This window comes from Streptosporangium sp. NBC_01469 (assembly GCF_036227305.1).
Taxonomy (GTDB): domain Bacteria; phylum Actinomycetota; class Actinomycetes; order Streptosporangiales; family Streptosporangiaceae; genus Streptosporangium.
This window is the reverse complement of sequence record NZ_CP109465.1, coordinates 1,848,137-1,870,961: the sequence shown is the minus strand read 5'-3', so window position 1 is coordinate 1,870,961 and position 22,825 is coordinate 1,848,137. Positions and strand designations below refer to the sequence as shown.

Annotated in this window: 22 protein-coding genes and 1 tRNA gene; 14 read left to right on the top strand and 9 right to left on the bottom strand. The window is 67.0% G+C overall.

Annotated elements, in window-relative coordinates:
* Positions 1–77 precede the first annotated feature (77 nt).
* Complete coding sequence (locus tag OG587_RS08400; RefSeq protein ID WP_329088427.1) at positions 78–845, top strand: ArsR/SmtB family transcription factor; 768 nt, start codon at positions 78–80, stop codon at positions 843–845.
* A 109-nt stretch (positions 846–954) separates the two neighbouring features.
* Here the strand turns inward: OG587_RS08400 and OG587_RS08395 are convergent, their stop codons facing one another.
* A complete protein-coding gene (locus tag OG587_RS08395; RefSeq protein WP_329088426.1) occupies positions 955–1,287 on the bottom strand; it encodes a DUF417 family protein in 333 nt (110 codons plus the stop codon).
* A gap of 421 nt (positions 1,288–1,708) precedes the next feature.
* Here OG587_RS08395 and OG587_RS08390 point away from each other — a divergent pair, with 421 nt between their 5' ends.
* The 6 genes from OG587_RS08390 (at position 1,709) to OG587_RS08365 (ending at position 5,780) form a co-directional block, all read left to right on the top strand.
* Entirely contained in the window at positions 1,709–2,209 is a 501-nt protein-coding gene (locus tag OG587_RS08390) for a methylated-DNA--[protein]-cysteine S-methyltransferase (RefSeq protein WP_329088424.1), read from the top strand.
* 48 nt (positions 2,210–2,257) lie between these two features.
* Positions 2,258–2,749, top strand: coding sequence for an RNA polymerase sigma factor (locus OG587_RS08385; RefSeq protein WP_329088423.1), 492 nt, complete (start codon positions 2,258–2,260; stop codon positions 2,747–2,749).
* Complete coding sequence (locus OG587_RS08380; protein WP_329088421.1) at positions 2,746–3,366, top strand: methylated-DNA--[protein]-cysteine S-methyltransferase; 621 nt, start codon at positions 2,746–2,748, stop codon at positions 3,364–3,366. Before OG587_RS08385 ends, OG587_RS08380 begins: the two co-directional genes overlap by 4 nt.
* On the top strand, positions 3,363–4,109 hold the full coding sequence (locus OG587_RS08375; protein ID WP_329088418.1) for a 2OG-Fe(II) oxygenase: 747 nt from the start codon (positions 3,363–3,365) through the stop codon (positions 4,107–4,109). The genes OG587_RS08380 and OG587_RS08375 overlap by 4 nt, the downstream gene beginning before the upstream one ends.
* A gap of 120 nt (positions 4,110–4,229) precedes the next feature.
* Entirely contained in the window at positions 4,230–4,853 is a 624-nt protein-coding gene (locus OG587_RS08370; protein WP_329088416.1) for an ASCH domain-containing protein, read from the top strand.
* A gap of 531 nt (positions 4,854–5,384) precedes the next feature.
* Positions 5,385–5,780, top strand: a complete 396-nt coding sequence (locus OG587_RS08365) for a hypothetical protein (protein ID WP_329088415.1) — start codon at positions 5,385–5,387, stop codon at positions 5,778–5,780.
* A 319-nt stretch (positions 5,781–6,099) separates the two neighbouring features.
* Here the strand turns inward: OG587_RS08365 and OG587_RS08360 are convergent, their stop codons facing one another.
* The 5 genes from OG587_RS08360 to OG587_RS08345 all read right to left on the bottom strand — a co-directional run bounded on the left by OG587_RS08360 (position 6,100) and on the right by OG587_RS08345 (position 10,217).
* Positions 6,100–6,690 carry a DUF6000 family protein gene (locus OG587_RS08360; RefSeq protein WP_329088413.1) on the bottom strand — a complete coding sequence of 197 codons (591 nt, stop codon included), beginning with the start codon at positions 6,688–6,690 and terminating at the stop codon, positions 6,100–6,102.
* 1,043 nt (positions 6,691–7,733) lie between these two features.
* The gene (locus OG587_RS47085) at positions 7,734–7,910 is read right to left on the bottom strand and encodes a hypothetical protein (RefSeq protein ID WP_443075510.1); all 177 of its coding nucleotides are present in this window, start codon (positions 7,908–7,910) and stop codon (positions 7,734–7,736) included.
* Between the two features lie 233 nt (positions 7,911–8,143).
* Positions 8,144–8,779: a 2'-5' RNA ligase family protein gene (locus OG587_RS08355; protein WP_329088411.1), complete on the bottom strand. Its 636-nt coding sequence runs from the start codon at positions 8,777–8,779 to the stop codon at positions 8,144–8,146.
* 5 nt (positions 8,780–8,784) lie between these two features.
* Positions 8,785–9,294, bottom strand: a complete 510-nt coding sequence (locus OG587_RS08350) for a hypothetical protein (protein WP_329088408.1) — start codon at positions 9,292–9,294, stop codon at positions 8,785–8,787.
* A complete protein-coding gene (locus OG587_RS08345; RefSeq protein ID WP_329088405.1) occupies positions 9,294–10,217 on the bottom strand; it encodes a hypothetical protein in 924 nt (307 codons plus the stop codon). Before OG587_RS08345 ends, OG587_RS08350 begins: the two co-directional genes overlap by 1 nt.
* Before the next feature lie 1,366 nt (positions 10,218–11,583).
* Here OG587_RS08345 and OG587_RS08335 point away from each other — a divergent pair.
* The 3 genes from OG587_RS08335 to OG587_RS08325 all read left to right on the top strand — a co-directional run bounded on the left by OG587_RS08335 (position 11,584) and on the right by OG587_RS08325 (position 15,105).
* Positions 11,584–13,046, top strand: a protein-coding gene (locus OG587_RS08335; RefSeq protein WP_443075509.1) for an IS3 family transposase whose coding sequence is annotated in 2 segments (ribosomal slippage) — positions 11,584–11,955 and positions 11,958–13,046 — 1,461 coding nt in all. Because the reading frame shifts where the segments join, the coding sequence is not laid out codon by codon here.
* Positions 13,047–13,313: 267 nt separating this feature from the next.
* Complete coding sequence (locus OG587_RS08330) at positions 13,314–13,706, top strand: hypothetical protein (RefSeq protein WP_329088404.1); 393 nt, start codon at positions 13,314–13,316, stop codon at positions 13,704–13,706.
* Between the two features lie 664 nt (positions 13,707–14,370).
* Positions 14,371–15,105 carry a hypothetical protein gene (locus tag OG587_RS08325; protein ID WP_329088402.1) on the top strand — a complete coding sequence of 245 codons (735 nt, stop codon included), beginning with the start codon at positions 14,371–14,373 and terminating at the stop codon, positions 15,103–15,105.
* 253 nt (positions 15,106–15,358) lie between these two features.
* Here the strand turns inward: OG587_RS08325 and OG587_RS08320 are convergent.
* Positions 15,359–15,447, bottom strand: a tRNA-Ser gene (locus tag OG587_RS08320).
* 118 nt (positions 15,448–15,565) lie between these two features.
* Entirely contained in the window at positions 15,566–18,001 is a 2,436-nt protein-coding gene (locus tag OG587_RS08315) for a nucleotide-binding protein (RefSeq protein ID WP_329088400.1), read from the bottom strand.
* A gap of 116 nt (positions 18,002–18,117) precedes the next feature.
* On the opposite strand from OG587_RS08315, the gene OG587_RS08310 reads away from it, so the two are divergent.
* Positions 18,118–19,074 (top strand): NAD(P)H-quinone oxidoreductase, encoded by a 957-nt coding sequence (locus OG587_RS08310; RefSeq protein WP_329088399.1) that lies wholly within the window; start codon positions 18,118–18,120, stop codon positions 19,072–19,074.
* A gap of 4 nt (positions 19,075–19,078) precedes the next feature.
* Complete coding sequence (locus OG587_RS08305; protein ID WP_329088397.1) at positions 19,079–19,594, top strand: bacterial proteasome activator family protein; 516 nt, start codon at positions 19,079–19,081, stop codon at positions 19,592–19,594.
* Between the two features lie 57 nt (positions 19,595–19,651).
* Here OG587_RS08305 and OG587_RS08300 read toward each other — a convergent pair whose 3' ends face one another.
* Positions 19,652–20,452, bottom strand: coding sequence for an HAD family hydrolase (locus OG587_RS08300; protein ID WP_329088395.1), 801 nt, complete (start codon positions 20,450–20,452; stop codon positions 19,652–19,654).
* A 236-nt stretch (positions 20,453–20,688) separates the two neighbouring features.
* Here OG587_RS08300 and OG587_RS08295 point away from each other — a divergent pair, with 236 nt between their 5' ends.
* Both OG587_RS08295 and OG587_RS08290 read left to right on the top strand, forming a co-directional pair.
* The gene (locus OG587_RS08295) at positions 20,689–20,892 is read left to right on the top strand and encodes a cold-shock protein (protein ID WP_012886943.1); all 204 of its coding nucleotides are present in this window, start codon (positions 20,689–20,691) and stop codon (positions 20,890–20,892) included.
* Between the two features lie 398 nt (positions 20,893–21,290).
* Positions 21,291–22,823: a hypothetical protein gene (locus OG587_RS08290; RefSeq protein WP_329088387.1), complete on the top strand. Its 1,533-nt coding sequence runs from the start codon at positions 21,291–21,293 to the stop codon at positions 22,821–22,823.
* Positions 22,824–22,825: the final 2 nt, after the last annotated feature.

Below are 22,825 nucleotides of genomic sequence, written 5' to 3'. Positions count from 1 at the left end.
CAGGGGCTGTCATACCCCGACGCTAACGGCGAAACGCTTCGATGGCGGTCAAATAGCAGCGGGCTTAATCTGGCCGTATGGGACAGTCGGAACCTGCACTCCGAGCAGGCGGAGACACCGACATCGCCGTGATCGGCGCGCTGGTCGCCGACCCGGGACGGTGCCGGATCCTGCTCGCCCTCGACGACGGCCGGGCCCTGCCCGCCACCCGCCTGGCCGCCGAAGCCGGGGTCAGCCCCGCCACCGCCAGCAGCCATCTGGGCAAGCTGACCGAAGGAGGGCTGCTCGCCGTCGAGGCCCGCGGGCGCCACCGCTACTACCGGCTCGCCGGGCCCGCCGTCGCACGCCTCATCGAGGCCCTGCAACAGCTCGCGCCCACCGCGCCGGTCCGCTCGCTACGCCAGCACACCCGTGCCCAGGCACTGCGCGAGGCCCGCACCTGTTATGACCACCTCGCCGGGCGGCTGGGCGTCGAACTCATGGCCTCGATGATCGAACGCGGCCACCTGACCGGCGGCGACGGCACCTTCGACCTCGCACGCGCCCGCCGGGACCAGCCCGTCGGTTACGGCCACGACGTCGACTACACCCTCACCGCATCCGGTGCGGAACTCCTGGCCGACCTCGACCTGCACCTGCCGGCGCGCCGGCGGCCGATCCGCTACTGCGTCGACTGGAGCGAGCAACGCCACCACCTCGCCGGAGCACTCGGCCGCGGCCTGCTCGACCGGTTCACCCAGGCCGACTGGATACGACGCACCGACGCCACCCGCGCCATCCGCATCACCGACCTCGGCCGCCAAGGCCTGCACGACCTCCTCGGCATCGACCTCACGTCACCGTAAGCGCGTCCGCCCCACGCGACGGAGAAAACACGGCGAAGGCGCGTATGGATCGCGGCGACCGGCCAAGCGGGAAATCGCCCGCCATCGCCGACCTCCCGAAACTCGGGGATCATCGGCACCGGGCGTCTCGCAGGGATTCGGCGGCCGTGAGCAGAGAGGCTCCCAGCAGCACGGTGTCCTTTATCAGGAACTGGCCCACGAGAGACAGCTTCGGCTCCCGATGCCTCTGCTGCCAGGCCTCCGGCGTGGTGATCAGGAAGCTGAGCGTGCTGGTGAACATCCCCGCCGCCGCCAGACTGCCGAGCGCCGAGGCCCTGGGAGCCAGCGGTTTCGCCGCGATCAGCGATCCGATCACGATCTCCACCGCGCCGATGAGCCTGGCCAGCCTCCGCTCACCCAACATGACGGCGAACCGCGAGAACGGCGGACTCGAAGTGATCAAAGGGCGGATGTTCTCAACCTCGTAGTCTTCGAACTTGAGCCGTCCGATCACCACCAGGTTGAGCGCCAGCCCGTAACGAAGCGTAGCGGCCCCAACCGTCCGAAGACTATCGATGGCCGCAGGTGACGTTCTCATACGGGCATCCCCTCGCACGGTGCGTCGCGACGTCCTGCGTGGAGCCAGTTTACGTCGGCCGCAATCAGGAGCACGCTGAGCAGGGCCTTTGACGTGCGGGTTCGAGTAAGGAGATCGACCGGCGACCCGCACTCCCCGCCCCGCCCGGCTTCGGCCACGTAGTGACGCGGGGGATGGATCACCGGCGCCGCGCGGTGCGATCTCACGTTTTCCGGCCTCCGGCCGTCTACAGGGTGTGAAGGGATCGCGCAGGCGGTCCCGCGACCCCGGGAAGGACGAAACGATCATGGTCAGGACCCATACCGTCATCGCGTCGCCGCTGGGTGACCTGCTGGCGGTCGCCGAGGACGGCGTACTGAGCGGGCTGTACTTCGAACGCCACCATCGCGGCCCCAAGCCCAAGGAGCGGGGCACCCACGACGAGTCGGGCTTCGAGGAGGTCCGCCGCCAGCTGGACGAGTACTTCGCCGGTGAGCGGACCCGTTTCGAGCTTCCCCTGGCGCCGCACGGGGATGAGTTCCAGCAGCAGGTGTGGAAACTGCTGGGGGAGATCCCCTTCGGCGAGACCCGCTCCTACGGAGACCTCGCGCGGCAGCTCGGGGACGTGTCACTGGCACAGGCGGTCGGCGCCGCGAACGCCCGCAATCCGTTGAGCGTGATCGTGCCCTGCCACCGGGTGGTGGGCGCCGACGGCAGCCTGACCGGCTACGCCGGAGGCCTGGACCGTAAGCGATTCCTGCTGGAGCTGGAGGAGCCGGCCGAGCAGAAGGCGAAAAGGCTGTTTTGAGCGACGGCCTCACGTTTCGAAGAGCCGAGGCGTCTACAGGGAGTGACCATGCGACCCTTCGAGCAGATCATCACCGAGTACGGCCCCGTGGTGCTGCGCGTGTGCCGGGCCGTCCTCGGCCCCCAGGAGGCTGAGGACGCCTGGTCGGAGACCTTCCTGTCGGCGCTGAAGGCCTACCCCGACCTGCCGCCCGACGCGAACGTCGAGGCGTGGCTGGTGACGATCGCCCACCGCAAGGCCATCGACGTCACCCGCGCCGCCGCCCGCAGGCCCACCCCGGTGGAGACGCCACCGGAGCACCCCAGCCACATCGGCCGCCCCGAGGACTGGGACGGCGACCTGTGGCGGGCGCTCAAGGCGCTACCGGCCCGGCAGCGCCAGGCGGTGGCCTACCACTACCTGGCCGGGCTGCCCTACAAGGAGATCGCCGCCCTGCACGGCGGCAGCACCGACGCCGCCCGCAGAGCCGCGGCCGACGGCATCAAGACCCTGCGCACCACCTATCCGCAACCGGCCGAGCAGAGGGAAGTGGCCCGATGACCACCGCATCCGACCCGCAGACCAGGCGCCTGTTCGCGGCGCTGCCCGCACAAGACGCCCCCGCGATGGCCCGACTGCGTGAACACCTCGCCGACCGGGCGCAGCGCGAGGGAATCCTCGACGTCGCCTACCGCACCCTGGACACCCCCGTCGGCACGCTGCTGCTGGCCGCCACCGACCAGGGCCTGGTGAGGGTCGCCTACGCCGTCCAGGACCACGACGCCGTACTGCGGCAGCTCGCCGAGCGCGTCAGCCCCCGCATCCTGAACGCCCCGGCCCGCCTGGACGAGACGAGCCGCCAGCTGGAGGAGTACTTCGCCGGTCGGCGGACCCGGTTCGACCTTCCGCTGGACTGGCGGCTGTCGAAGGGATTCCGGCGCGAGGTGCTGACACACCTGCGCGAGATCGGCTACGGCCACACCGAAAGTTACGCCCAGGTCGCCGCCGCCGCCGGCAGTCCCCGCGCGGTCCGCGCGGTGGGCACCGCCTGCGCCACCAACCCGCTGCCCGTCGTGGTGCCCTGCCACCGGGTGGTGCGCTCCGACGGCACCGCCGGAGGCTACGCCGGCGGCCCCGAGGCCAAACGCACCCTGCTGACCCTGGAGGAAGCGGCATGACCACGAGGAGAAAGACTGCCGCCGAACCCGGCACGGACACCTTCGCCCACCGGGTCGCCTCAGCCGACTGGCAGGCGGTGACCGACGAGATCAACGAGTACGGGTGCGCCCTGCTGCCCCGGCTGCTGACCCCCGAGCAGTGCCGGAAACTGACCGGCCTGTACGACGAGAGCGACCGTTTCCGCTCCACGGTCGACATGGGGCGCCACCGGTTCGGCAGTGGCCGGTACCGCTACTTCGACCATCCCTTCCCCGAGCCCGTCCACAGGCTGCGAGAGGAGCTGTATCCGCGGTTGCTGCCCATCGCCCGCGACTGGTACGGCAAGCTCGGCCGTGAGACCGAGTGGCCCGACACCCTGGAAGAATGGCTCACGATCTGCCACAGGGCCGGCCAGGGACGACCCTCGCCGATCCTGCTGCGCTACCAGGCGGGCGACTGGAACGCCCTGCACCGCGACGTCTTCGGCGACAAGGTCTTCCCGCTCCAGGTCGTCGTCAATTTGAACGCCCCGGGGCAGGATCACACCGGTGGTGAGTTCCTGCTGGTGGAGCAGCGGCCCCGGGCGCAGTCCCGCGGTACGGCGGTGCTCATCCCGCAGGGCCACGGCCTGGTCTTCACCACCCGCGACAGGCCCGTGCCGTCCGCGCGCGGCTGGTCGGCGGCACCCGTACGGCACGGGGTGTCCGCGATCCGCTCCGGAAGCAGGCACACCCTCGGCCTCGTCTTCCACGACGCCACCTGAACGACCCCACGGCCGAAGGCCCGCCTCCCGCGCCCACCCGAACCGGCCCCACAGCCGAAGGCCCGCCTCCCGCGCCCCCACCCGAACCGGGCCGCACGACCAAGCGCTGAGGAGGAAGAGATGACGAGCGGCAAGACCTACACCTTGCTGGGCGCGGACCGCAGACCCTACGAAAGCCCCCGGCCCGGAACCTTCGGCGGTCACCGGCCCAGGAAGATCTACGGACGGCTGGATTGCCGATCGGCGCTCCGCGCCATCGCCCGGGGCGGCTACGTGAACAGCCGGGTGTTCTTCGCCGACGAGGAAACCGCCCTGGCCGCCGGATACCGGCCCTGCGCCCGGTGCCTCCCGGCCGAATACCAGGAATGGAAACACCGACACCCGAGCACTCGCAGCGTCACCCCGACGAGCCCGCCCCGCGCCCGGCACATGAACCTGTACCGGCGCTACTTCGACCTGGTCGCCTCCGGCCGCAAGACGATCGAGGTCCGCGTCCAGTACGCCAACCTGCGCAACCTCGCCGCAGGCCAATACATCCGCTTCGCCTGCGGCACCGATGAATGCCTCACCCGCGTCGTCCGGGTAGCCCGCTACACCAGCTTCGACGAGATGCTCGACACCGAAGGCCCGGCCAACGTCAACCCCGATTCCCCCCGCGAGGAGCAACTCGCCAACATCCGCCGTATCTACAACCCGGAAAAGGAGGCCCTGGGCGTCCTGGCCATCCAGATCGAGCGAGTTTGAAAGCCGCTCTCCCCGTCATGCGAACGGTGACTCCGTCAGACCGTCCCCGACGACGCGGCAGAGAAAGTGATCACACTCATCCCGGAGCGGAAAAGATCCCGGAAAGCGAGATCATGGCACCGTGCTCCCGTCCGGCCCGCTTCGATGATCACTATCGAGGCGGGAACCGGAGGTTTCCACAGGTAGCGGAGAGCGTGGGATTCGAACCCACGAAACCGGTCACCCAGCCCAGCGGTTTTCAAGAGGGCTACGTTTACAGCGGGGACAGGGCCTCTCACCAGGGCGGCAGCATCTTTTCCCACCTCAACCACCGAAGATCATCCCGCACATATCCCGCAACGGCTATAGGCGTGGCAATCACGCTCTCGAACTGGCACAGCGGATTATGCAAAGCTTGGCCCCCGATGTTCGGCTGTCTAGCGTGGTGATGTATCCCCTAAGATGCAAGCCTCGTCAACGTGACATGCGCGTAGCTTTCGGGTGAATACTTGCTCTCTGTTCATACTCTGATGCATTCAGTAGTGTCCGGACGTGGCCAAACGAAAATCGGGATCACTCGGGAAGTATTGGGGTTACCTGCTCTTTGTGGTGGTGATCACAGGTTGGCTGACTCAATCAGTCGGCCCTGCGGGCTTGCTTGCTCTGTCCGGGTTGACCACGGTGTTCTTCCTCTTTCGCGTGCCAGTGTGGTGCGGCGCCCTCACGCGCGGTAAAGAACCCTGCCGGAAAAACGCTCACGGCCTCCTGATGGGATGCTCGTATCAGCAGCACAAGTGGCAGAAGCTGAAGTTCGCTGTGGTGCCGCCGAAGTGGCGTGAACTCAACCGAGGACTATGGGTTGCGCCAGAGAAGTCGGTGGCCACCACCGCTGCCTTCTGCGGCATGATCTCGGCCGTCGTCGCCACGATTGGTCTCATTGCCAAATAGAGCGATCGCACCTCCTAATCGAAGGGCGCATAACCGGGACCGCGAACTGCTCAAGCGCCGACCTCAGCGTTGTGCGCGTGCTGGCGGCCATCATGTGCCACTTCAGTCAAGTCAACTACAATCTTCCGCGATTGCCCGCCCCATCGGGCACGCAACGGGCACGGCCTGACCTTCAAGGCCGCTTCCTTATCAGGACCATTCTGGCCATGTTCGGGGGCCTGCAACTTGACTTCGACCAGTGCTGGGCGGATGTGGACGTAAGCGGTTGTGAGGGGCTGTTGCAGTACTCGTTGCAGTATTCCCAGAGTCATCAAGAACTTCACGGCGCGTGGCCGGTTCCACCAGCCATGCAGTCATCAGCGAAAGCACACAGACGGTCGACATACGACTTCTGTTCGGCGAGATCCACATGCCTCATCGCTGACTGCTGCCACAGACCATTAGGGATGAGAAATCTGCCAGCATGGTTGGTCCCCATGTACTCGTCAAGGTGGAGGAGAGCGCCGAGTGCCCAGTGCTGGTCGTAGTAGCAGTCCAGCCTAGGAAGATATCGGTCCAGGTAAGCCACGAGAAGGCCGGCATCACTGATGTCTCCGAAGCGGGCGAGGGCAAAACAGTAGCCTTGTCCGGCGAAGACAAAATTACTTTCCAATAGCAGCTCGCCGAGACGTTGGCAAAATTGCGTGCGACGGTCAAGACCGATCAGCCATGCGGCTGTGAGACGGGAACGCCATTCGCTGTCGAGCAGTGTGCTGAGCTCTTTATCCGTGACCTGCCGTGCGTCCACAGCAAGCGAACGAACAGACAGCGTGCGCTGTGGTTCTACCAGTTCTAAGACACTGCCATGAAGGAGCTCCATGTACCGCGGGCTCCCCTTCCCCGGCGTGACGTAGCGCTGGATAGCTTCCATGAGCTCAGGATCGGAAGGTGAGGGAAAACGCATGAGACCATCTTGCTGTGATCGGCCAACGAGCCGCACGTCCGGTCACCCGGATCATCCCATCGTTGTTGGTCCGCCAGTCGAAGTAGGTCAGGGTCAATTCGGGATCACCCGTTTGGAAGATTGCGGCGCGCGTCCCCGTGGTCTGCTGCGACCTAGGTAAGAGACGGTTTCGCTCTATCAGTGAGTCCCCGTGAGTCCCCCTTCGTGACCCTCCTGACGGGCACGCAATGGGCACGCCGGGCACAGCCCTCACCTCCGCCGCGCGGTGGGCCGGGACTGAGGAACGAAGTCTCGGACCGTCGATCGCCCCCGACCACGCGCGAAGATCAGCCACCCTCAGGCGATCGTCAGGGTCGAACCACTCCACCACCGGGTTCGAGTCCGGTGACACTGACCGGGACTGATGGCATCATGGTGATCACACAGATTTGCAGCAGACCTCCCGGGTTTTCTGCACTACCGGAGGTTCACTGCAAAAAGCGGCCGGATCGCCTCCAGAAGAGGGCCTTTGAACTGCGGCTTTACTCTGGGGTCCTCATCGCCCCTACAAGGGGTCGCAACCTGGACGGGTGACGCCATGTGGTCCACGCCTGAAGGTCCTCATCGCCCCTACAAGGGGTCGCAACGCGATCAGCCCACGCGCCCAGCTGGCGAGCCCGGGGGGTCCTCATCGCCCTACAAGGGGTCGCAACAAGAACAGGTCGGTTGTGGCGTTGGTGGTGATGACGCGTCCTCATCGCCCCTACAAGGGGTCGCAACCGCGCATCGCAGCGTCACGGCGAACTCCACGCACGCCGTCCTCATCGCCCCTACAAGGGGTCGCAACTCGACGTAGTCGGAGGAGATGAAGCGCGCGACGGCGTATTTTCATCGCCCCTACGAGGGGTCGCAACAGGGCATCCTTGACCCACTGCGGCATGATCCCGCTGAGTCCTCATCGTCCCTACGAGGGGTCGCAACAGGTAGATCCGGTACGGGTTCCGGATCGGATCCGCTCGTCCTCATCGCCCCTACAAGGGGTCGCTGATGGTGGCCGCGGCTTCGGCGGTCATTCCGGCGGCGAGGAGGAGCATCGTTCGACGGTCCATGGGTGAGTCCAGCCTTCCCACGATCCAGGCCAGCGTTGGAAGGTCGACGTCCCAGGGGTCGTCGAGCCGGCGCGGGCCGGTGGCTACAACGCTTTCCACGCTAGGCAGAGAGCTTGTTGGCCTTCCAGATGACTGCGGCGGGATGAGTGGTGGTGTCGATCACGCGAGATGGCGGTACGGGCTCTTCCTCGTCGACTAACGAACAGAGGATACGAGCTCAGCACAGATGGACCATGGTTACCGAAGAGGCTGCTCGGTGAAGCAGATCGTACATACACAGTGCCACTTCCCAAATGACCACTGCGCGCAGGACTGCACCGGGACTTCAACGATCAAAATCTGGGATGACCCAATGAAGAAGTCAGAACGGCCCTCCAGCGATACCCCTCATCCCGGTTCAGGTCAATCAGGGCGACGCGCCTGAGAGTGAGCGGTACGACATCGGCGTGCCGGTCGAGTAGCTCTCGGATGGGAGCGAGCGAAGCGCCGCTGGTGTTGGCGTAGGCGAGACTGACGTGAGGGTGAAACCCCTCAGCGGCCTCCGGCACTCGGCCCTTACCCCAGACTTCGCCGATGGCTTCACGTACGGCTTGGCGCACCACGGCCACGGCCTCGACCGGCTGCACCGGCAGATGTACGCCTTCAGCGTCGGCCAGTACCGGGCCCAGTCGCGCCTCGATCGGGCCGAGACCGGCCACTCGCTCGGTCGCCGCGGCACCAATCGCTTCCAGGTCCTCCTCACTGACCTCGTCGGCAAAGCCGACACCCTGGGTGGTCATATGCAGCCACCGGGGTGGAATGAGGTCCAGAACCGCCACTTTGTCGAGGTCAGAACGTATCCGTGTCACGAACTCGTGCAGTTCGGGCTGATCATCCACAAGGAAGTGCCAGGTGTAGAAGCTGCGGCCCGGTCGCCAGCCCGGTCGCCACCACCAGTGATCGCGAGTCTCGGTATTGTCCCCAGCCAAGGAGGTCACCTTTCTGTGTGCGGCCTGCTCTCGTCACTGAACGCGCTGATGGTTTCCCTGATCGCTCTGCCCTCCCCGCCACCTTGGAACGCGGCTGGGATCCGGCTGGCAATCTGTCCGAGTTGAAGCAGCAGGGGCGTCGCGCGTGCCTCCAGGGGCGTCTCCAAGACCGGGGCGAGCGCCTCGGCTGCTCCGTCCAGAGCTCCGGTGTCAATATGGGCCCGGACCACATGGAGCATGGTCATCCGCTCGGTCCCAAGGTTCCGGGTCCGCTCGGACTTGCCCTGGGAGATCTCCACGCTGCGGTCGGCCATTTCCATCGCCCGGCCCGGGTCCGACAACACCAGGTAAGCGTCCGCCCAATAGCTCAGCGCCCGTTCCGGTGCGCAGCTGAGCGGCCCCCCGGGAGAACTCGTCTCCCCCGACTGAACCTCCTGAGCGTGGTACAGCATGGCGTGCGCGTCGGCGGGGCGTCCGAACCGGGCGTAGTCCAGGGCGAGGGTGCTGGCCAGCATTACCTCGGTCTCCCCTCTGGTCCGCACGGCGTAGCGAAGCCCGTGCTCCGCGTGAGTAGGGCGTCCTGCTTACGGTCGTCCCAGTACGCGGCAACCTGCCGGGTCTTGCACACCCAGGCGAGCAGACCGTTGTGCCCGCACTCCTCGGCGAAATGCCACGCGGCTCGTGCGTGCCTGTCTGCCGCCTCGGGCCTCCCCAGGTCGGTGCTGACCCAGGCCAGGAATGTCATCGCCCAGCCAACGGTCAGGTACAGGTCTCGACGGTGGCGCAGCGGTTGGTGGCCTTCCAGCAGGCGCAGAGCCTCGTCGCGGATGCGTCGCGCGTCCGCCAGCAGCGGAGCCGTCGGCGTCTTCAGGTAACTGGCCGCTACGCGTTGGAGGTCCGCGTTGAGGCGTTCGATCGTCGAGGTGCCTACATTGGTGGTCTCCGCCTCACTGAGGATGAGATCGGATTCCCTTGCATAAAGGGCTAATTGCTCACTATCGGAAAAAGGGCGCCTGTCGCGAAGCCGGGAGAGAGCCGGTGACGCCACTTCGACAGTCCCGGGAAACGCAGGCGATCCGCCGGCCGGAACATTCCCACTGAAGTTCGGGTCGGCCTGCCGGTAATCGATGCGGTCGATCTCAGCCTGGTCGTCGGTGCCGTACAGGACGTATTCGGCGTCGGTGAGCAGCCGCCGCCCTTGCGTCTGGTAGACGCGGGCAAGAACGTGCAACGCGGCCACGCTGGGACGTCTCCCTTTCGCAGGCCAGTGCTCGTACTGGTAAATGCGCGCTTTGACCATGGTCGCGTCACCGGCGTCGAGAGCGTTCCAGCGATCAGCCACCTCCTGGTGGCTGAGGTTGTGCGCCCAGCGGAAAGCTACGCGGGGACCGACCTCCGGGTGATCGGTTTCCCAGACAGCGGCGATCTGCTCCCACATTAGGCCACGAATCCGAAGCTGCTGAGAGCGATACGCACGTTGCCGCCGACTGGGTCCGATTTGCTCCATAACTGAATCCGTCCGAGGAAGTGACGAAGCGCCTGACTTCCACAGCGTACGCATCACATTGAAGCAGCGTCAGCTAACTACACAAACGAATTCCGGGGCTCAAGACCAGTTGAGAGCGCCTTCCTGGCGCTAACTCTTCTGGCTCTTTATTCGTTGACGCCATCTCCGGAGACTTAAAAGTCCCGCCGAACGAATAGCGGATCCGCCCGGCGCTTGCCACGTCCGGACGGACCCTTGACCAGGAAGTGAGTCCTGACCCGTGAGCAACCCTAGTGTCCCGGTCCTCGACCGGACCACGGTGAACGGCTGCGGCTGCTTCGCCGGAGCCTTGCCGATGCCGATGGGCTGTGCTGTCTGCGGGCACGCGCCCTACGCACACGGCTGCCCTGGCCAACCCGCCGATCACGAGTACGCGCAACCGTCCGGCGAGCTGATGGCCGAGCGCCTGGACGCGCGCCGTCGGCTCGGTCTGGGTCGGCCCCTGCCGCCTTTCGAGCACACCCGGGAGGTCCCAGCGCAGCCGACTCCGCTCGTGCCCGCGCCCCGCCAGGTCGAACCCGATCCGTCACCATCGCGCGTACGGCGCCCGGCGGCGCCTAACGCGGCCCGCCCGTACCGGCCTGTCGAGTCGCAGGAGGACCGTACGGCCCGCTTGGTGCTCGCCCGTGATTCTCTCGCCCTGCGACGAGCCCGCGCCACAGCCCGCACGCAAGAGCTCATCCCCTACAAGGTCGGCACCGCCCCCCACTCTCATCGCGGCATCGTGGATCACAAGGCAATGCACCCCCATCGCGAAGAGCCGGCCCCTCGGCGAACGCTCACCCTGTCACCGAACATCCCCAACACGGGTGACCGGCATCAGCCGTACCAGACCCTCTCGCGAGGATCGGCCGTCGCCCCCGGCTGGGGACGTTCACCGGACACCTTCCCACCGCGACGGCACGACCCGTACCGACACGAGGCCGCAGCATGAGCGCGGCCCCGCAAGGCAACGTCCCCACCAGCAGGCGCGGCGGTAGTTCCACTTCCCAGACGCACGCCGCCGCGCCGTCGACCTCCGTCGACCACTCGTCCCGCCTATCGACCGGGAGCCAGGTCAGCACTCAGCCCAGTGAATACTCACCCATCACACGGGCCGAGGAACTGGCCGCGGTGCTGACCGAGGTGCACGGCATCACGGCAGACGTTCACAAGCTTCGCTCCCCTCCCTGTCAGACTGGTGTGACACAAAAGGACAAACTAACCTTGCATGGCATGAGTAGGGCGAGAACTGGATGTTTCTGACGTGACGTTGAGCTTGACCGACCTGGAGCCCGAGCCGGGAGATGATGTCCAGGTGAGCAGCTCCAAGAAGCCCTCGGGCGGCGGCCGGCCCAAGCGCCGGACGTTCACCGCGGACTACAAGCTGCGGATCTTGGAGGAGTACGACCGGCTGCTGGCCGACGGCGAGCCCGGCGCCTCGGGCGCGCTTCTGCGCCGGGAAAAGCTACTGACCTCGCACATCACCGAATGGCGCAAAGCTCGCAAGAACGGCGCATTGGAGGCACTGACCCCGAAGGTCCGCAAACCGTCGAAGTCGGCCGCCGAGGTCGAGAACGAGAAGCTGCGCGCGCAGAACGAGAGACTCACCAAAAAACTGGCGACGACGGAAGCCGCGCTGGAGATCATGGGAAAAGCACACGCGCTCTTGGAAATGCTCTCCGAGAGCGCGGATTCCGACACGAAACCACGGAAGTGATCGACGGGGCGTTCACCGAACTCGAGCCCTTGACTTCCACGAAATACGCCTGCGATATTACCGGGAAATCCCGGTCGACCGTGCACCGATCACGTAACCCCCGGCCGGGACCTCCCGTGGCGCGGCCGCGTCCGGCCCATCCGGCGAAACTGTCGCGAGAAGAGGCGCACGAGGTGATCGAGACGCTGAACTCGCGGCGGTTCATCGACAAGGCACCTGCCCAGGTGTGGGCGGTCCTGCTGGACGAGGGCACCTACCTGTGCAGCATCTCCACCATGTACCGGCTGCTGCGTGCCGAGGGCATGACCGGCGACCGGCGCGCCCAGGCCACCCACCCCGCCAAGGTCAAACCCGAACTCGTCGCCGATGGCCCCGGCCAGGTCTGGTCGTGGGACATAACAAAATTGAAAGGACCCGAAAAGGGGGTCGTCTACAACCTGTACGTGATGATCGATATCTACTCGCGGTACGTCGTGCACTGGGAGACCTGGCCCGCCGAGAACGCCCACCTCGCAAAACGGTTCATCAAGAATGCCATCGAGCGGAACGGCGGATCGACGCCGAAGACGATCCATTCCGACCGGGGTACCCCGATGACATCGAAAACCGTCGGCCAGCTCCTCACCGACTTGAAGATCGACCAGTCACATTCCCGGCCGAAGGTATCGAACGATAATCCCTATTCGGAGGCGAACTTCCGGACGTTGAAGTACTGCCCGGCGTTTCCCGGACGCTTCGGGTCCATCCAGGACGCCCGCCAGTTCTGCCGGCGGTTCTTCACCTATTACAACAACGAGCACCGGCATTCGGGGATCGCTCTGCACACGCCGGCCTCGGTCCACCACGACACCGTCGGCCAGGTCCAGACCGAGCGCGCCCGGGTCCTGGCCGCCGCCTACGCCGCCAACCCCGAGCGGTTCCGACGCATGCCCACCCCGCCCCGACTACCCGAACGTGCCTGGATCAACCAGCCAGAAGCCAAGATCGAAACGGAGCAATCAGCACAGAACGCTGCAGCCTGACCTGTGTCACCCAGTTTGACAGGCACCGCTCCGGCAACGCCATACTGTCCGTCCACTACGGGCTGCTGGCCTACACCGACGGGGAGAAGTTCTGGTGGACCAGTCCTGAGCTCAGCGAATCCGGCAGCCCTCTGCTCAGCTCCGAGCTGACGCTGCCAGTAGCCGCCCAGCAACTCGCCAGGCACTACGCGATCCTGCGCGGCAGGGATGCCACCGACGTACTGCGTAGCGGCCTGCCGCTGCTGGCCGACGTGATCGTGGTTGATCATGTTGCCCCGATCTGACGCCGAGGCGGCATGGTTCGCCGAGCAACGGAAGGAAGCAGTCGTGATCCCGCCCTACGGCACACCGGCAGGCGACCGGTTGAACGCGGCCACCTGGCGGCCCGGTGCCATCGCCGCCCTCCAGCACCTGCGGGCCGAGTTGCACACTCACCGGATCTATCCCGCCATCGCTTACGGCGGAGGCATGCCCCGCCTCGTGATCAGCGCCGACACGCTGACCGTCTGGGCCGACCGCGAAGGCATGTTCTTCTGCTGGGGCACCGTCCACCTGGAACAACCCGCCGACCACGCCCCGGCCGACGACCTGCCACAGATCGCACGCCACATCGCCGAACAACTCGGGGAGCACTACACCGAGCCACACAACCGGCCATGAACAGCGCGGCGGCATGGAGAGTACGTCTTCCGGGCCGCCGTACTCAGCTCCCGCGAGTGACGCTGCCCCCAGCACCACTCGCGGACTAAGCGCGACCGGACGACGCCCTGGGTAAGGCGCCGTCGAACACCGGTCGCGGCGGTTGCCCCCCGTCTGGAGGGGACGGGGGCACCGCTAAGCCCCTCCACTAAGCCCCTCCACCTTCTAAAGCTCGCGAATCTGAGTGAAGCGTCGGAACGATGATCACAAATCTGTACGGGCATGCCCGTCAGGCCGTCCTCGACGACGCGGCGGAGAAGGTGATCATGCTCCTCCGGAGCGGAAAAGATCCCGGAAAGCGAGATCATGGCACCGTGCTCCCGTCCGGCCCGCTTCGATGATCACTATCGAGGCGGGAGCCGAAGGTTGCCACAGGTGGCGGAGAGCGTGGGATTCGAACCCACGAGACCGGTCACCCGGCCTATTTCAAGAGGGCTGCGTTCCAGGCGGTGGCAATGCCTCTCACCAGGGTGAAAGTCTCTCCCCGGACCTCGACCACCGAAGATCATCCCGCACATATCCCACAACGGCCGACGATCATAAGGGGCTGCCACAGTACGCATTGCAGCATCCCGAAGTCACCGACAGAGTGATCCGTACATATGAAGCAGGTGGAGGCCAGGCCGTGACCGAACGTGAGCGTGTCAGGGATCTGTTATCCGTCGCGATCGCCGTCGGGGTCCTGGCCTGGGGCGCCATCGGCGCGTGGACGGCCATCACGGTCGGAAACTACCCGTGGAACAAATGGATACCGTTTGCCAACGGGGCCAGCAAGGGCGTGGTACTTGGCATACTCGCCGCCGTCGCCGTTGCCATTGTTTCGGCGAAGGGTTCCCGGACCAGGTGGCGATGGGCTGTGTTCATCAGCGCCTTCATCGGCGGCGGCCTGCTGGGCACACTCCGGGATCTTCTCGGCGCACCGACTCCTGTGCTCTACTTCGCGGAGCCGCTTTCGGATGAGCGGTGGTACGGGACGACGATGTTGCTGCACTGGGCGGGCAAGGTGGCCCTGCCTGCCGTCGTATGTGCCGTCACCCTGACCCTGCTGGCGGCTCGCCCCTATCGGCGGGGGCAGTCGATCGCATCCAGCACGGCGCTCGTCCTCGCAGGTATCGCACTGCTTCTGCTTCCGGTGATCGCCTCGAATCTCGCGCCCGAGGCACAGGGCAATGGCGAGCACGTCAACGCGGACATCTGGGCGTTCTTACGTTGCTGGATCGTCGGGATGCCGACATTGGCGGTCGGGCTGCTCCGAATGCTCTCGCTCCTCATCAGTCGGAGTGAATCGCCGTCGATCCCCTCCCCTTACGGAAACGCTCTTCCAGCGTCAGCTTCTCGGAACCGCCGGCCCGGTTCCTGAGGAGCGGCGGACTAGAGGTGCTCATACGGAGCTCATCTGACGTGAGGAAACTCGGATCAGAGGGCATGCGCGGTCCACTTTGAACGGTTCTGGACTGCCCTGCTGGGCAAACGTGACCGGTTCCATCCCACGGATATCCCACGACCAGCGACATGTGACCGCTCAGAGCGGCATACGGCTGCACACCCCGGAAACGATCAACGGCGCCTGGGCCGAGGGAAGTCCCTGGTCAGACGCCGTTTCTGATGCTCAGCGGAGAGCGTGGGATTCGAACCCACGAGACCGGTCACCCGGCCTAGCGGTTTTCAAGACCGCCGCCATCGTCCACTAGGCGAGCTCTCCTGGTGACACGTCCGGAGAACGCGTCAGATTGCACCCTAGTCTCTCATTGGACCGGGCGTGCCTGGACCCGGCAGGCGCCACCGTTCCAATCTGGAGACGTGGCGCCCGCCGGGGTGGATCAGGGCTGGGGACCGGCGAAACCGTCGCCGACCGAGGCGGCCAGGCGGAGGTAGGACTCGCGGGTGCCGGGCTGAAGCCTTTCCAGGTCGATCTCCGCGCCCTCCTCGAGGTGCGGGTCGTAGGGGACGCGGATGACGGCGCGGCAGCGGGCCGCGAAGTGGGCTTCCAGGCGGTCGAGGTCGACGGTCGACTTCGAACGCGGGCGGACGCTGCAGAGCACCACGGTCGCGGAGCGGACGAGCTCCTCGTAGTGGTGGGCCTCCAGCCAGTCGAGGGTCGCCGAGGCGGCGCGGGCGCCGTCCACGGAGGGGGAGCTGACCAGGACGAGCTGGTCGGCCAGGCCGAGCACGCCGGACATGGCCGAGTGGAGCAGGCCGGTGCCGCAGTCGGTGATGCAGATCGAGTAGAAGTTCTCCAGGACCTGGGAGACCGACTGGTAGTCGGCCGCGCTGAAGGCCTCGGACACCGACGGGTCCCGGTCGGAGGCGAGGATCTCCAGACGCGACGGGGCCTGGGAGGTGAAGGCCCGGATGTCGACGTACCTCTTGATCTGCTGGCGTTCGTTGAGCAGGTCGCGGACGGTCGCGGAGGTTTCGAGCTCGACCTTGTCCGACAGGGTGCCTCGGTCGGGGTTGGCGTCGACCGCGATGACCCGGTCACCGCGTACCTGGGCCAGGGTGGCGCCGAGGCCGACCGTGGTCGTGGTCTTGCCGACGCCGCCCTTGAGGCTGAGCACGGCGACGCGGTGGTGGCCGGTGGCCACCGGGGTGCGTGCGCGGCCGACCAGCTCCCTGCGGCGGCGGACCTCCGGGGACTCGCCCGGCTTGATCAGCCCTGCCGACGCCTTGTATACCAGCTTCCGCCAGCCTCCGGCGGGCGCGTTGCGGCGCCCCCTCAGCAGCGACTCCGGATCCAGGCTGTCGGCGGACTGCCGGGGAGCCGCGCCCGGAGGCTGGTGCCTGGCCGGTGCGCCGAAGGCGGGTGCCGGAGCCGTCTGGCGGCGGCGTGCCTGGTACGGCTCCCGCATCGGTTCGGCCGCGTCCCGCCCGGGGGCGAAGGGACTCTCCCGCTCCGCGCGTTCCTGGGATGAGCGTTCCACGCGCTCCTGAGGTGCGACGGTCTCCCGTTCGGGGGCGGGGGACGCGTCCCGGCCCGGCGCGAAGGCCGTGGGACCGGAGAAGGCGGCGAAACCGGAAGAACCAGAAGAGCCAGAAGAACCGGAAGGAGCAGGCGGCGGAGGTGAGCTGGAGCGCTCCGTACCGAAGGAACTCGACGTGGACTCCGCACCGAACGCACCCGAGGTGAAGGGACGCTCCGGCGACACGGCCGGTTCGGGCCTGTCGACGCCGAAGGACTCGGGGGCCCGGAACGACTCCGGCTCGGGCTCGGGGCCGGACGGGGGGACGGGGGCCGGAACAGGCTCGAAGCGATCCGAGGCAGGTTCAAAACGGTCCGAGGCGGGTTCGAAGCGCTCGGTCGCCTGCTTGGGCGACTCCTTCGTCACCGACGTCATCGTGGTTTCGAAGGATTCGAAGGGTTCGAAGATCGTACGGTCGCGGTCGTGCTCCGTGTCGGCGGCGGGGAAGCGGTCGGCCTCCGCGGCACCTGACGAGAACCGGTCGCCGTCGTCGGAGGAAGAGGAACCGGACGTGCCGGAGCCGGTCGTGCCGGACGGGGACCGGTCGGCCTCGGCGGTCCCGGCGGTTCCGGTGGTTCCGGTGGTGGTTCCGGTGGAGAAATCTCCGCTGGTCGAGGAGAAGTCCTTGCCGCCCGAGGTGGATCGCGTGCCGCCGCTTCCGAAGGAGAAGCGGTCGGAGTCGGTGCCGCCGAACTCCGTACTGCCGAAGGTGAACCGCTCGGTGTCCGAGGACGACGGCTTGAGCGGCTCCAGATCGGAGGACTCGTCCGAGGCAGGGGCGGGGGGCGTGAAAGGTTCGGCCTCCGCCGGACGCTGAGGTTGCTCGAACAGGCCGCGGGACGGTTCCTGGGCGGGCGCCGCGAACGGGGTGCGGATGTGCGGCTCGGTGAAGTCGGCGAGACCGTAGTCGCCGGTGTCGACCGGCTCCTGGCGCGGCAGGGGCTTGAGCGGCGCGAGAAAGCCGTCGTTGTCCTGCTTGCCGGAGGCCGGTGCGGGCACGGTGAAGGAACTCACCGTGTCGGAGGCCTCCATCCACTCGGCCGCGTCGGCGTCCTCCGCCGGTGGGTCGGTGTCCGGGTGGGCCGAGTCGACGGCCGCGCGGAACAGCGGCGAGGACGTCGTGTCGGGCTCGGTCGGGACCAGGCTCCAGGGGTCCTTCGGGTACGGCGAGACGACGGTGTCGTCCACCGCGGTGGCCTTCACCGCCAGGGCGGGCGCCTCCTCCTCCTGCTCCTTGATGGCGTCAAGCCACGCGAGCTGTTCCTCGAGAGATTCCTCACGATCGTGTCTTGCCACCGTGTTCCCCCTCGGGATGGGCATAAAAGGGCAGCAAACACATAGCAGGTTAACGCCCTGTGTTCCTGTCAACGCGAGCAACCACCAAGTTGGGGCTCGGCGGATACCTTTGCTCCATGCGCGCCATCGTGATCGATAAACCAGGCGGACCGGAAGTCCTGACGTGGCGAGAGGTTCCCGACCCGCTGCCCGAACGCGGCGAAGTCATCATCGACGTGGCCGCCTCCGCGGTCAACCGAGCCGACGCGCTCCAGCGTCAGGGCTTCTACGACCCGCCCCCCGGCGCCTCGCCGTACCCGGGCATGGAGTGCTCCGGCGTGGTCGAGGCGGTGGGCCAGGACGTCGAGGGGTTCGCGGCGGGCGACCGGGTGTGCGCCCTGCTCACCGGAGGCGGGTACGCGGAGAAGGTCGCCGTGCCCTGGCAGCAGGTCATGCGGGTGCCGGAGGGCGTCGACCTGGTCGAGGCGGCCGGGCTGCCCGAGGTGGCCTGCACGGTCTGGTCCAACGTCTTCATGACCGCGCGCCTGCGGAAGGGTGAGACCCTCCTCGTGCACGGCGGTGCCAGCGGTATCGGCACGATGGCCATCCAGCTGGCGAAGGCGTTCGGCTCGCGCGTGGTCGTCACCGCCGGGTCCCCCGAGAAGATCGACCGCTGCCTGGAGCTGGGTGCCGACGAGGGCATCGACTACCGGCGGGAGGACTTCTCGGAGAAGGTCAAGGCCGACGTGGTCCTCGACATCATGGGCGGCAAGTACCTTCCGGGGAACATCAAGGTTCTCAGGACGGGCGGGCGGCTGGTCGTGATCGGCCTGCAGGGCGGCGCGAAGGGCGAGCTGAACCTGGGAGCCCTGCTCGCGAAGCGGGCCTCGGTGTACGGCACCACGCTGCGCTCCCGGCCCGTCGACGAGAAGGGGGTCATCGTGCGCGGGGTCGTGGACAACGTCTGGCCCCTGCTCGACGCCGGGGCGATCCGGCCCGTGGTGCACGCCCGGGTGCCGATGAGCGACGCGGCCGAGGCCCACCGCATCCTGGAGTCTGGAGAACACGTCGGGAAAATCCTGCTAGTAAGTTGAGGCTATGAACGCTGAGGAGAGCACTCCGCACATCGTGGTCGTGGGTCCCCAGGGCTCCCAGGGCGAGGAGGAGGGCGAGGGTCGGTCCATCGCCGACCTTGTCGAGCAGCCCGCCAAGGTGATGCGCATCGGCAGCATGATCCGTCAGCTCCTCGAGGAGGTCCGTGCGGCTCCGCTGGACGAGGCCAGCCGCAAGCGGCTCAAGGAGATTCACCAGAGTTCCATCAAGGAGCTCGAAGACGGTCTGGCGCCGGAACTGGTCGACGAGCTGGAACGGCTCTCGCTGCCGTTCACCGAGGACGTCAACGGCACCCCGCCCAGCGAGGCGGAGCTCCGGATCGCCCACGCGCAGCTGGTCGGCTGGCTTGAGGGGCTGTTCCACGGCATACAGACCACGTTGTTCGCCCAGCAGATGGCGGCTCGCGCCCAGCTGGAGAACATGCGCAGGGCCCTGCCCGGCGGCATGTCCCTCCAGCAGCAGGAGGGCGGCCCCGCGGGTAACGCGGGGCCCTACCTGTAGGACCTGTAGGCGCCCGCGAGCCCGTTCACGAGGCTTCCGCGGGGCCTGCGAGGCCCGTCACGGTTTGTATAGCTCCTCAAGGACTCCGGCGACCCCGTCGTCGTCGTTGGCCGCGGTCACGTGATCGACCGCGGCCAGCACCTCCGGGTGGGCATTGGCGACGGCGTACGAGGTGCCGGCCCACCGGAGCATCGGAAGATCGTTGGGCATGTCACCGAAGGCGATCACCTCCTCGGCCACGATGCCGAGCGTCATGGCGAGGTGGGCGAGAGCCGAGGCCTTCGTCACACCGTGCGCGCTCATCTCGATCAGTGCCCGGCCGGTGGAATGGGTGGGGGTGACAAGGTCGCCGACCAGCCCGTAAACCGCCGCGTGGAGGATGTCGGGGTCCATTCTGGGATGCAGTGCCAGAAGTTTGGCGCAGGGCCGCGAGGTGAGTGTGTCCGTTCCGACACGGAGTCCGCCGACCGCCTTGCTGTCCCATCCTCCGAGACGGAAGTCCGATTCGTGGGCGAATCCACCCTCGTATTCCACAGAGAAGGCGAGGTCAGGAACCTTTTCGCGGAGGCGCCTCACCACCTCTTCAAGCACGTCCGGGTGGATGAGGTGGGATTTGACGATCCGCTCACTGTGCAGGTCGTAGACGAGGGCTCCGTTGGCGCATATGGCCAGCCCACGATGGCGTACGGCTCCCGCGACCATGTGCATCCAGCGAGGTGGCCTGCCGGTCACGAAGACCAGCGTGGCCCCGGCGTTCTCCACAAGCGCAAAAGCGGCGGCCGTACGGGGGGAGACGGTGCTGTCCGAGCGCAGAGCGGTGCCGTCGAGGTCGGTGGCGACCAGCCTGGGGCTTTGCATAACACGTCCCAGTGTGCACTGTGATGGCCGACGTGTCGGCACCCGGATCCGGTCCGAGGAATCTTCCTCATGGCGGGAACACGCCTGCGCCGGATAGTGTTAGATGTGATGGCGTTGTATTAGCTGAATCCCGTTGTGAAAACCAGTTTGACTGAGCCACCCCGGGGCCCGCTGTACGACACATGGGGTTCATGAGGTGTGAATCCCAAAGTTTCAAATCCTGAGGGAGAGCTTTAATGGCTCAGGGAACCGTCAAGTGGTTCAACGCTGAAAAGGGCTTCGGCTTCATCGCACCGGACGGCGGTGCACCGGATGTGTTCGTGCACTTCTCCGAGATCCAGGGCAACGGCTACCGTAGCCTCGAAGACGGCCAGCGGGTCGAGTTCGAGATCACCCAGGGCCAGAAGGGCCCGCAGGCCTCGCAGGTCCGCGCCGTCTGACGCATAGACCTCTTGGTTGAACCGGAAGGCGGGGTTCGCTTCTAGCGAACCCCGCCTTCTACATTTCCGAAGCACCCGGGACGCCCGGGTTCTCCACGAGACGACCGGGATGCTCCGTCCTGAGAGCGATCGTGCGGGCTTCGGCCACGGCGGTGGCGGGGTTTTCCTCCGATGGCCGCTTCCCGGCCCTCTCGCGGGGCTGTGGGCGTGCGGGACGCCATCGACGAGCGGGACCCGCCCGGCGACGGGGCGTACGAGCCGTCCGGGCGCCGGGAACGCACCTCGATCACAGATGCTGCCGGGAACGCACCTCGGTCACAGATGGTGCCGGGAACACGTCTCGGTCACGAATGCCGCCGAGCCCGAACCGGACCGCGTCGCGGCGGATCCATCCGGCCATGGAACGTTCACGAGAGCCCTTCCTCGCCTGGTTCGGGCACCCGGCGACCGTGGTCGCCACCTTCGTGCTACTGATCAACGACCATCTCCTCAAAACCCTGTGGCCCGGGCCCGTCACCGGCAAGCTGAGCGACGTCGCGGGGCTGCTGGTCGCCCCGCCCCTGCTCGCCCTCGCCCTTTCTCTCCCCTTCCTCCGAACCGGCTCCCTCTCCCCTGGCCCCACCCGGTTCGCCGCCCTCGCGGCCATCGTCACCGTCGGTGTCGGCTTCACCCTGGTCAAGACCACGGAGGCGGGCGCGGAACTCGCCTCCCGGGCGTGGACCCTGGCCGCGGGCCCCTCACGAGTTCTGGCCGACCCGACCGACCTGGTGGCCCTGCCCGCGCTGGGGGCCGCATGGCTGATCTGGCGCCGGTGCCGTACCGGTCACCCGGTACGGCGGGTCCGCGCGCTGATCATCGTCCCGATCGCCCTCGTCGGGGTGACCGCCACCTCGGCCGTCCAGCCGCCGCCCGCGGCGAAACAGGTCTTCGTGAGCGGCGGGACCATCACCGTGGTCCTGGACCAGGGGGCCGAGATACTCTCCAGCGACGGCGGCCGCACATGGATCGGCTCTCCCGTACAGGACAGGGGTACCCGAAACCCCTCGCCCTCCCCGAACTCGGGCTCCCCGGAAACCACACCCGCGCCGGCGACCCGGGCCTGCCTGCCCGACGAGCCCTCGCACTGCTACCGCGTCCTCCCGCCCCGGCTGGCCGTGGACGAGTCCCGTGACGGCGGGACCAGTTGGAACACGGTGTGGGCGGTCTCCGAGGGACGCCAGGACGCGCTCCGGCGGCACACGGAGGATTACTCGGTGACGGCGTGGCAGGGCTCCGCGGCCATCGCGGTACAGCGCGTACCGGACGGCCACGTGGTGGTGGCGGCCAACGGCGACGACGGCATCGCCGTACGGGACGCGCGGGGAAACTGGCGGCGGCTGGGTCTGTCGGAAGGAGGTTTCTCCGCGGACGCGGCGGTCCCGCTCAACGCGCCGGACGTCGATCTGACGACGGAGCACCGCATCGGCCTCTTCTCCGGCCTGCTCGCCTTCATGGTCGGCGTGACCATGGCGGGCCGTCACGGATGGCGGTTCATCAGCCTGACCGTACCGGCGTACGTCTTCGCCTCGGTCGGGTTCGTGCTCGCCCTGCCGTCCGGCAGACCTTCCTACGGCATCATCGACTTCGGCGCTCTCGTGTCCCTGCTCGGCGGCGCCTGCGCCCTCGTCGCGGCGGTCTTCGCGGTGGCGGCGGCGATCAATGCACGCGTACCCGCGCGGACCTGGCTCGCGCTGGTCACCATCGCCTCCTGTACACCGTTCTCGATCTGGATGCTCTTCACCGGCTGGGAGTCGGGCGTCATCGACGCCTACTCGACGGCGGGGTTCCTCGCCTACCTCGTCGGCGGTGCCGGGATCGGAGCGTCCGCGCTGGTCGGCCGGGTGGGCGCGGCGGAGGTGGCGGAGGTGGCGGAGGTGGAACGTTCGGTGTGAAC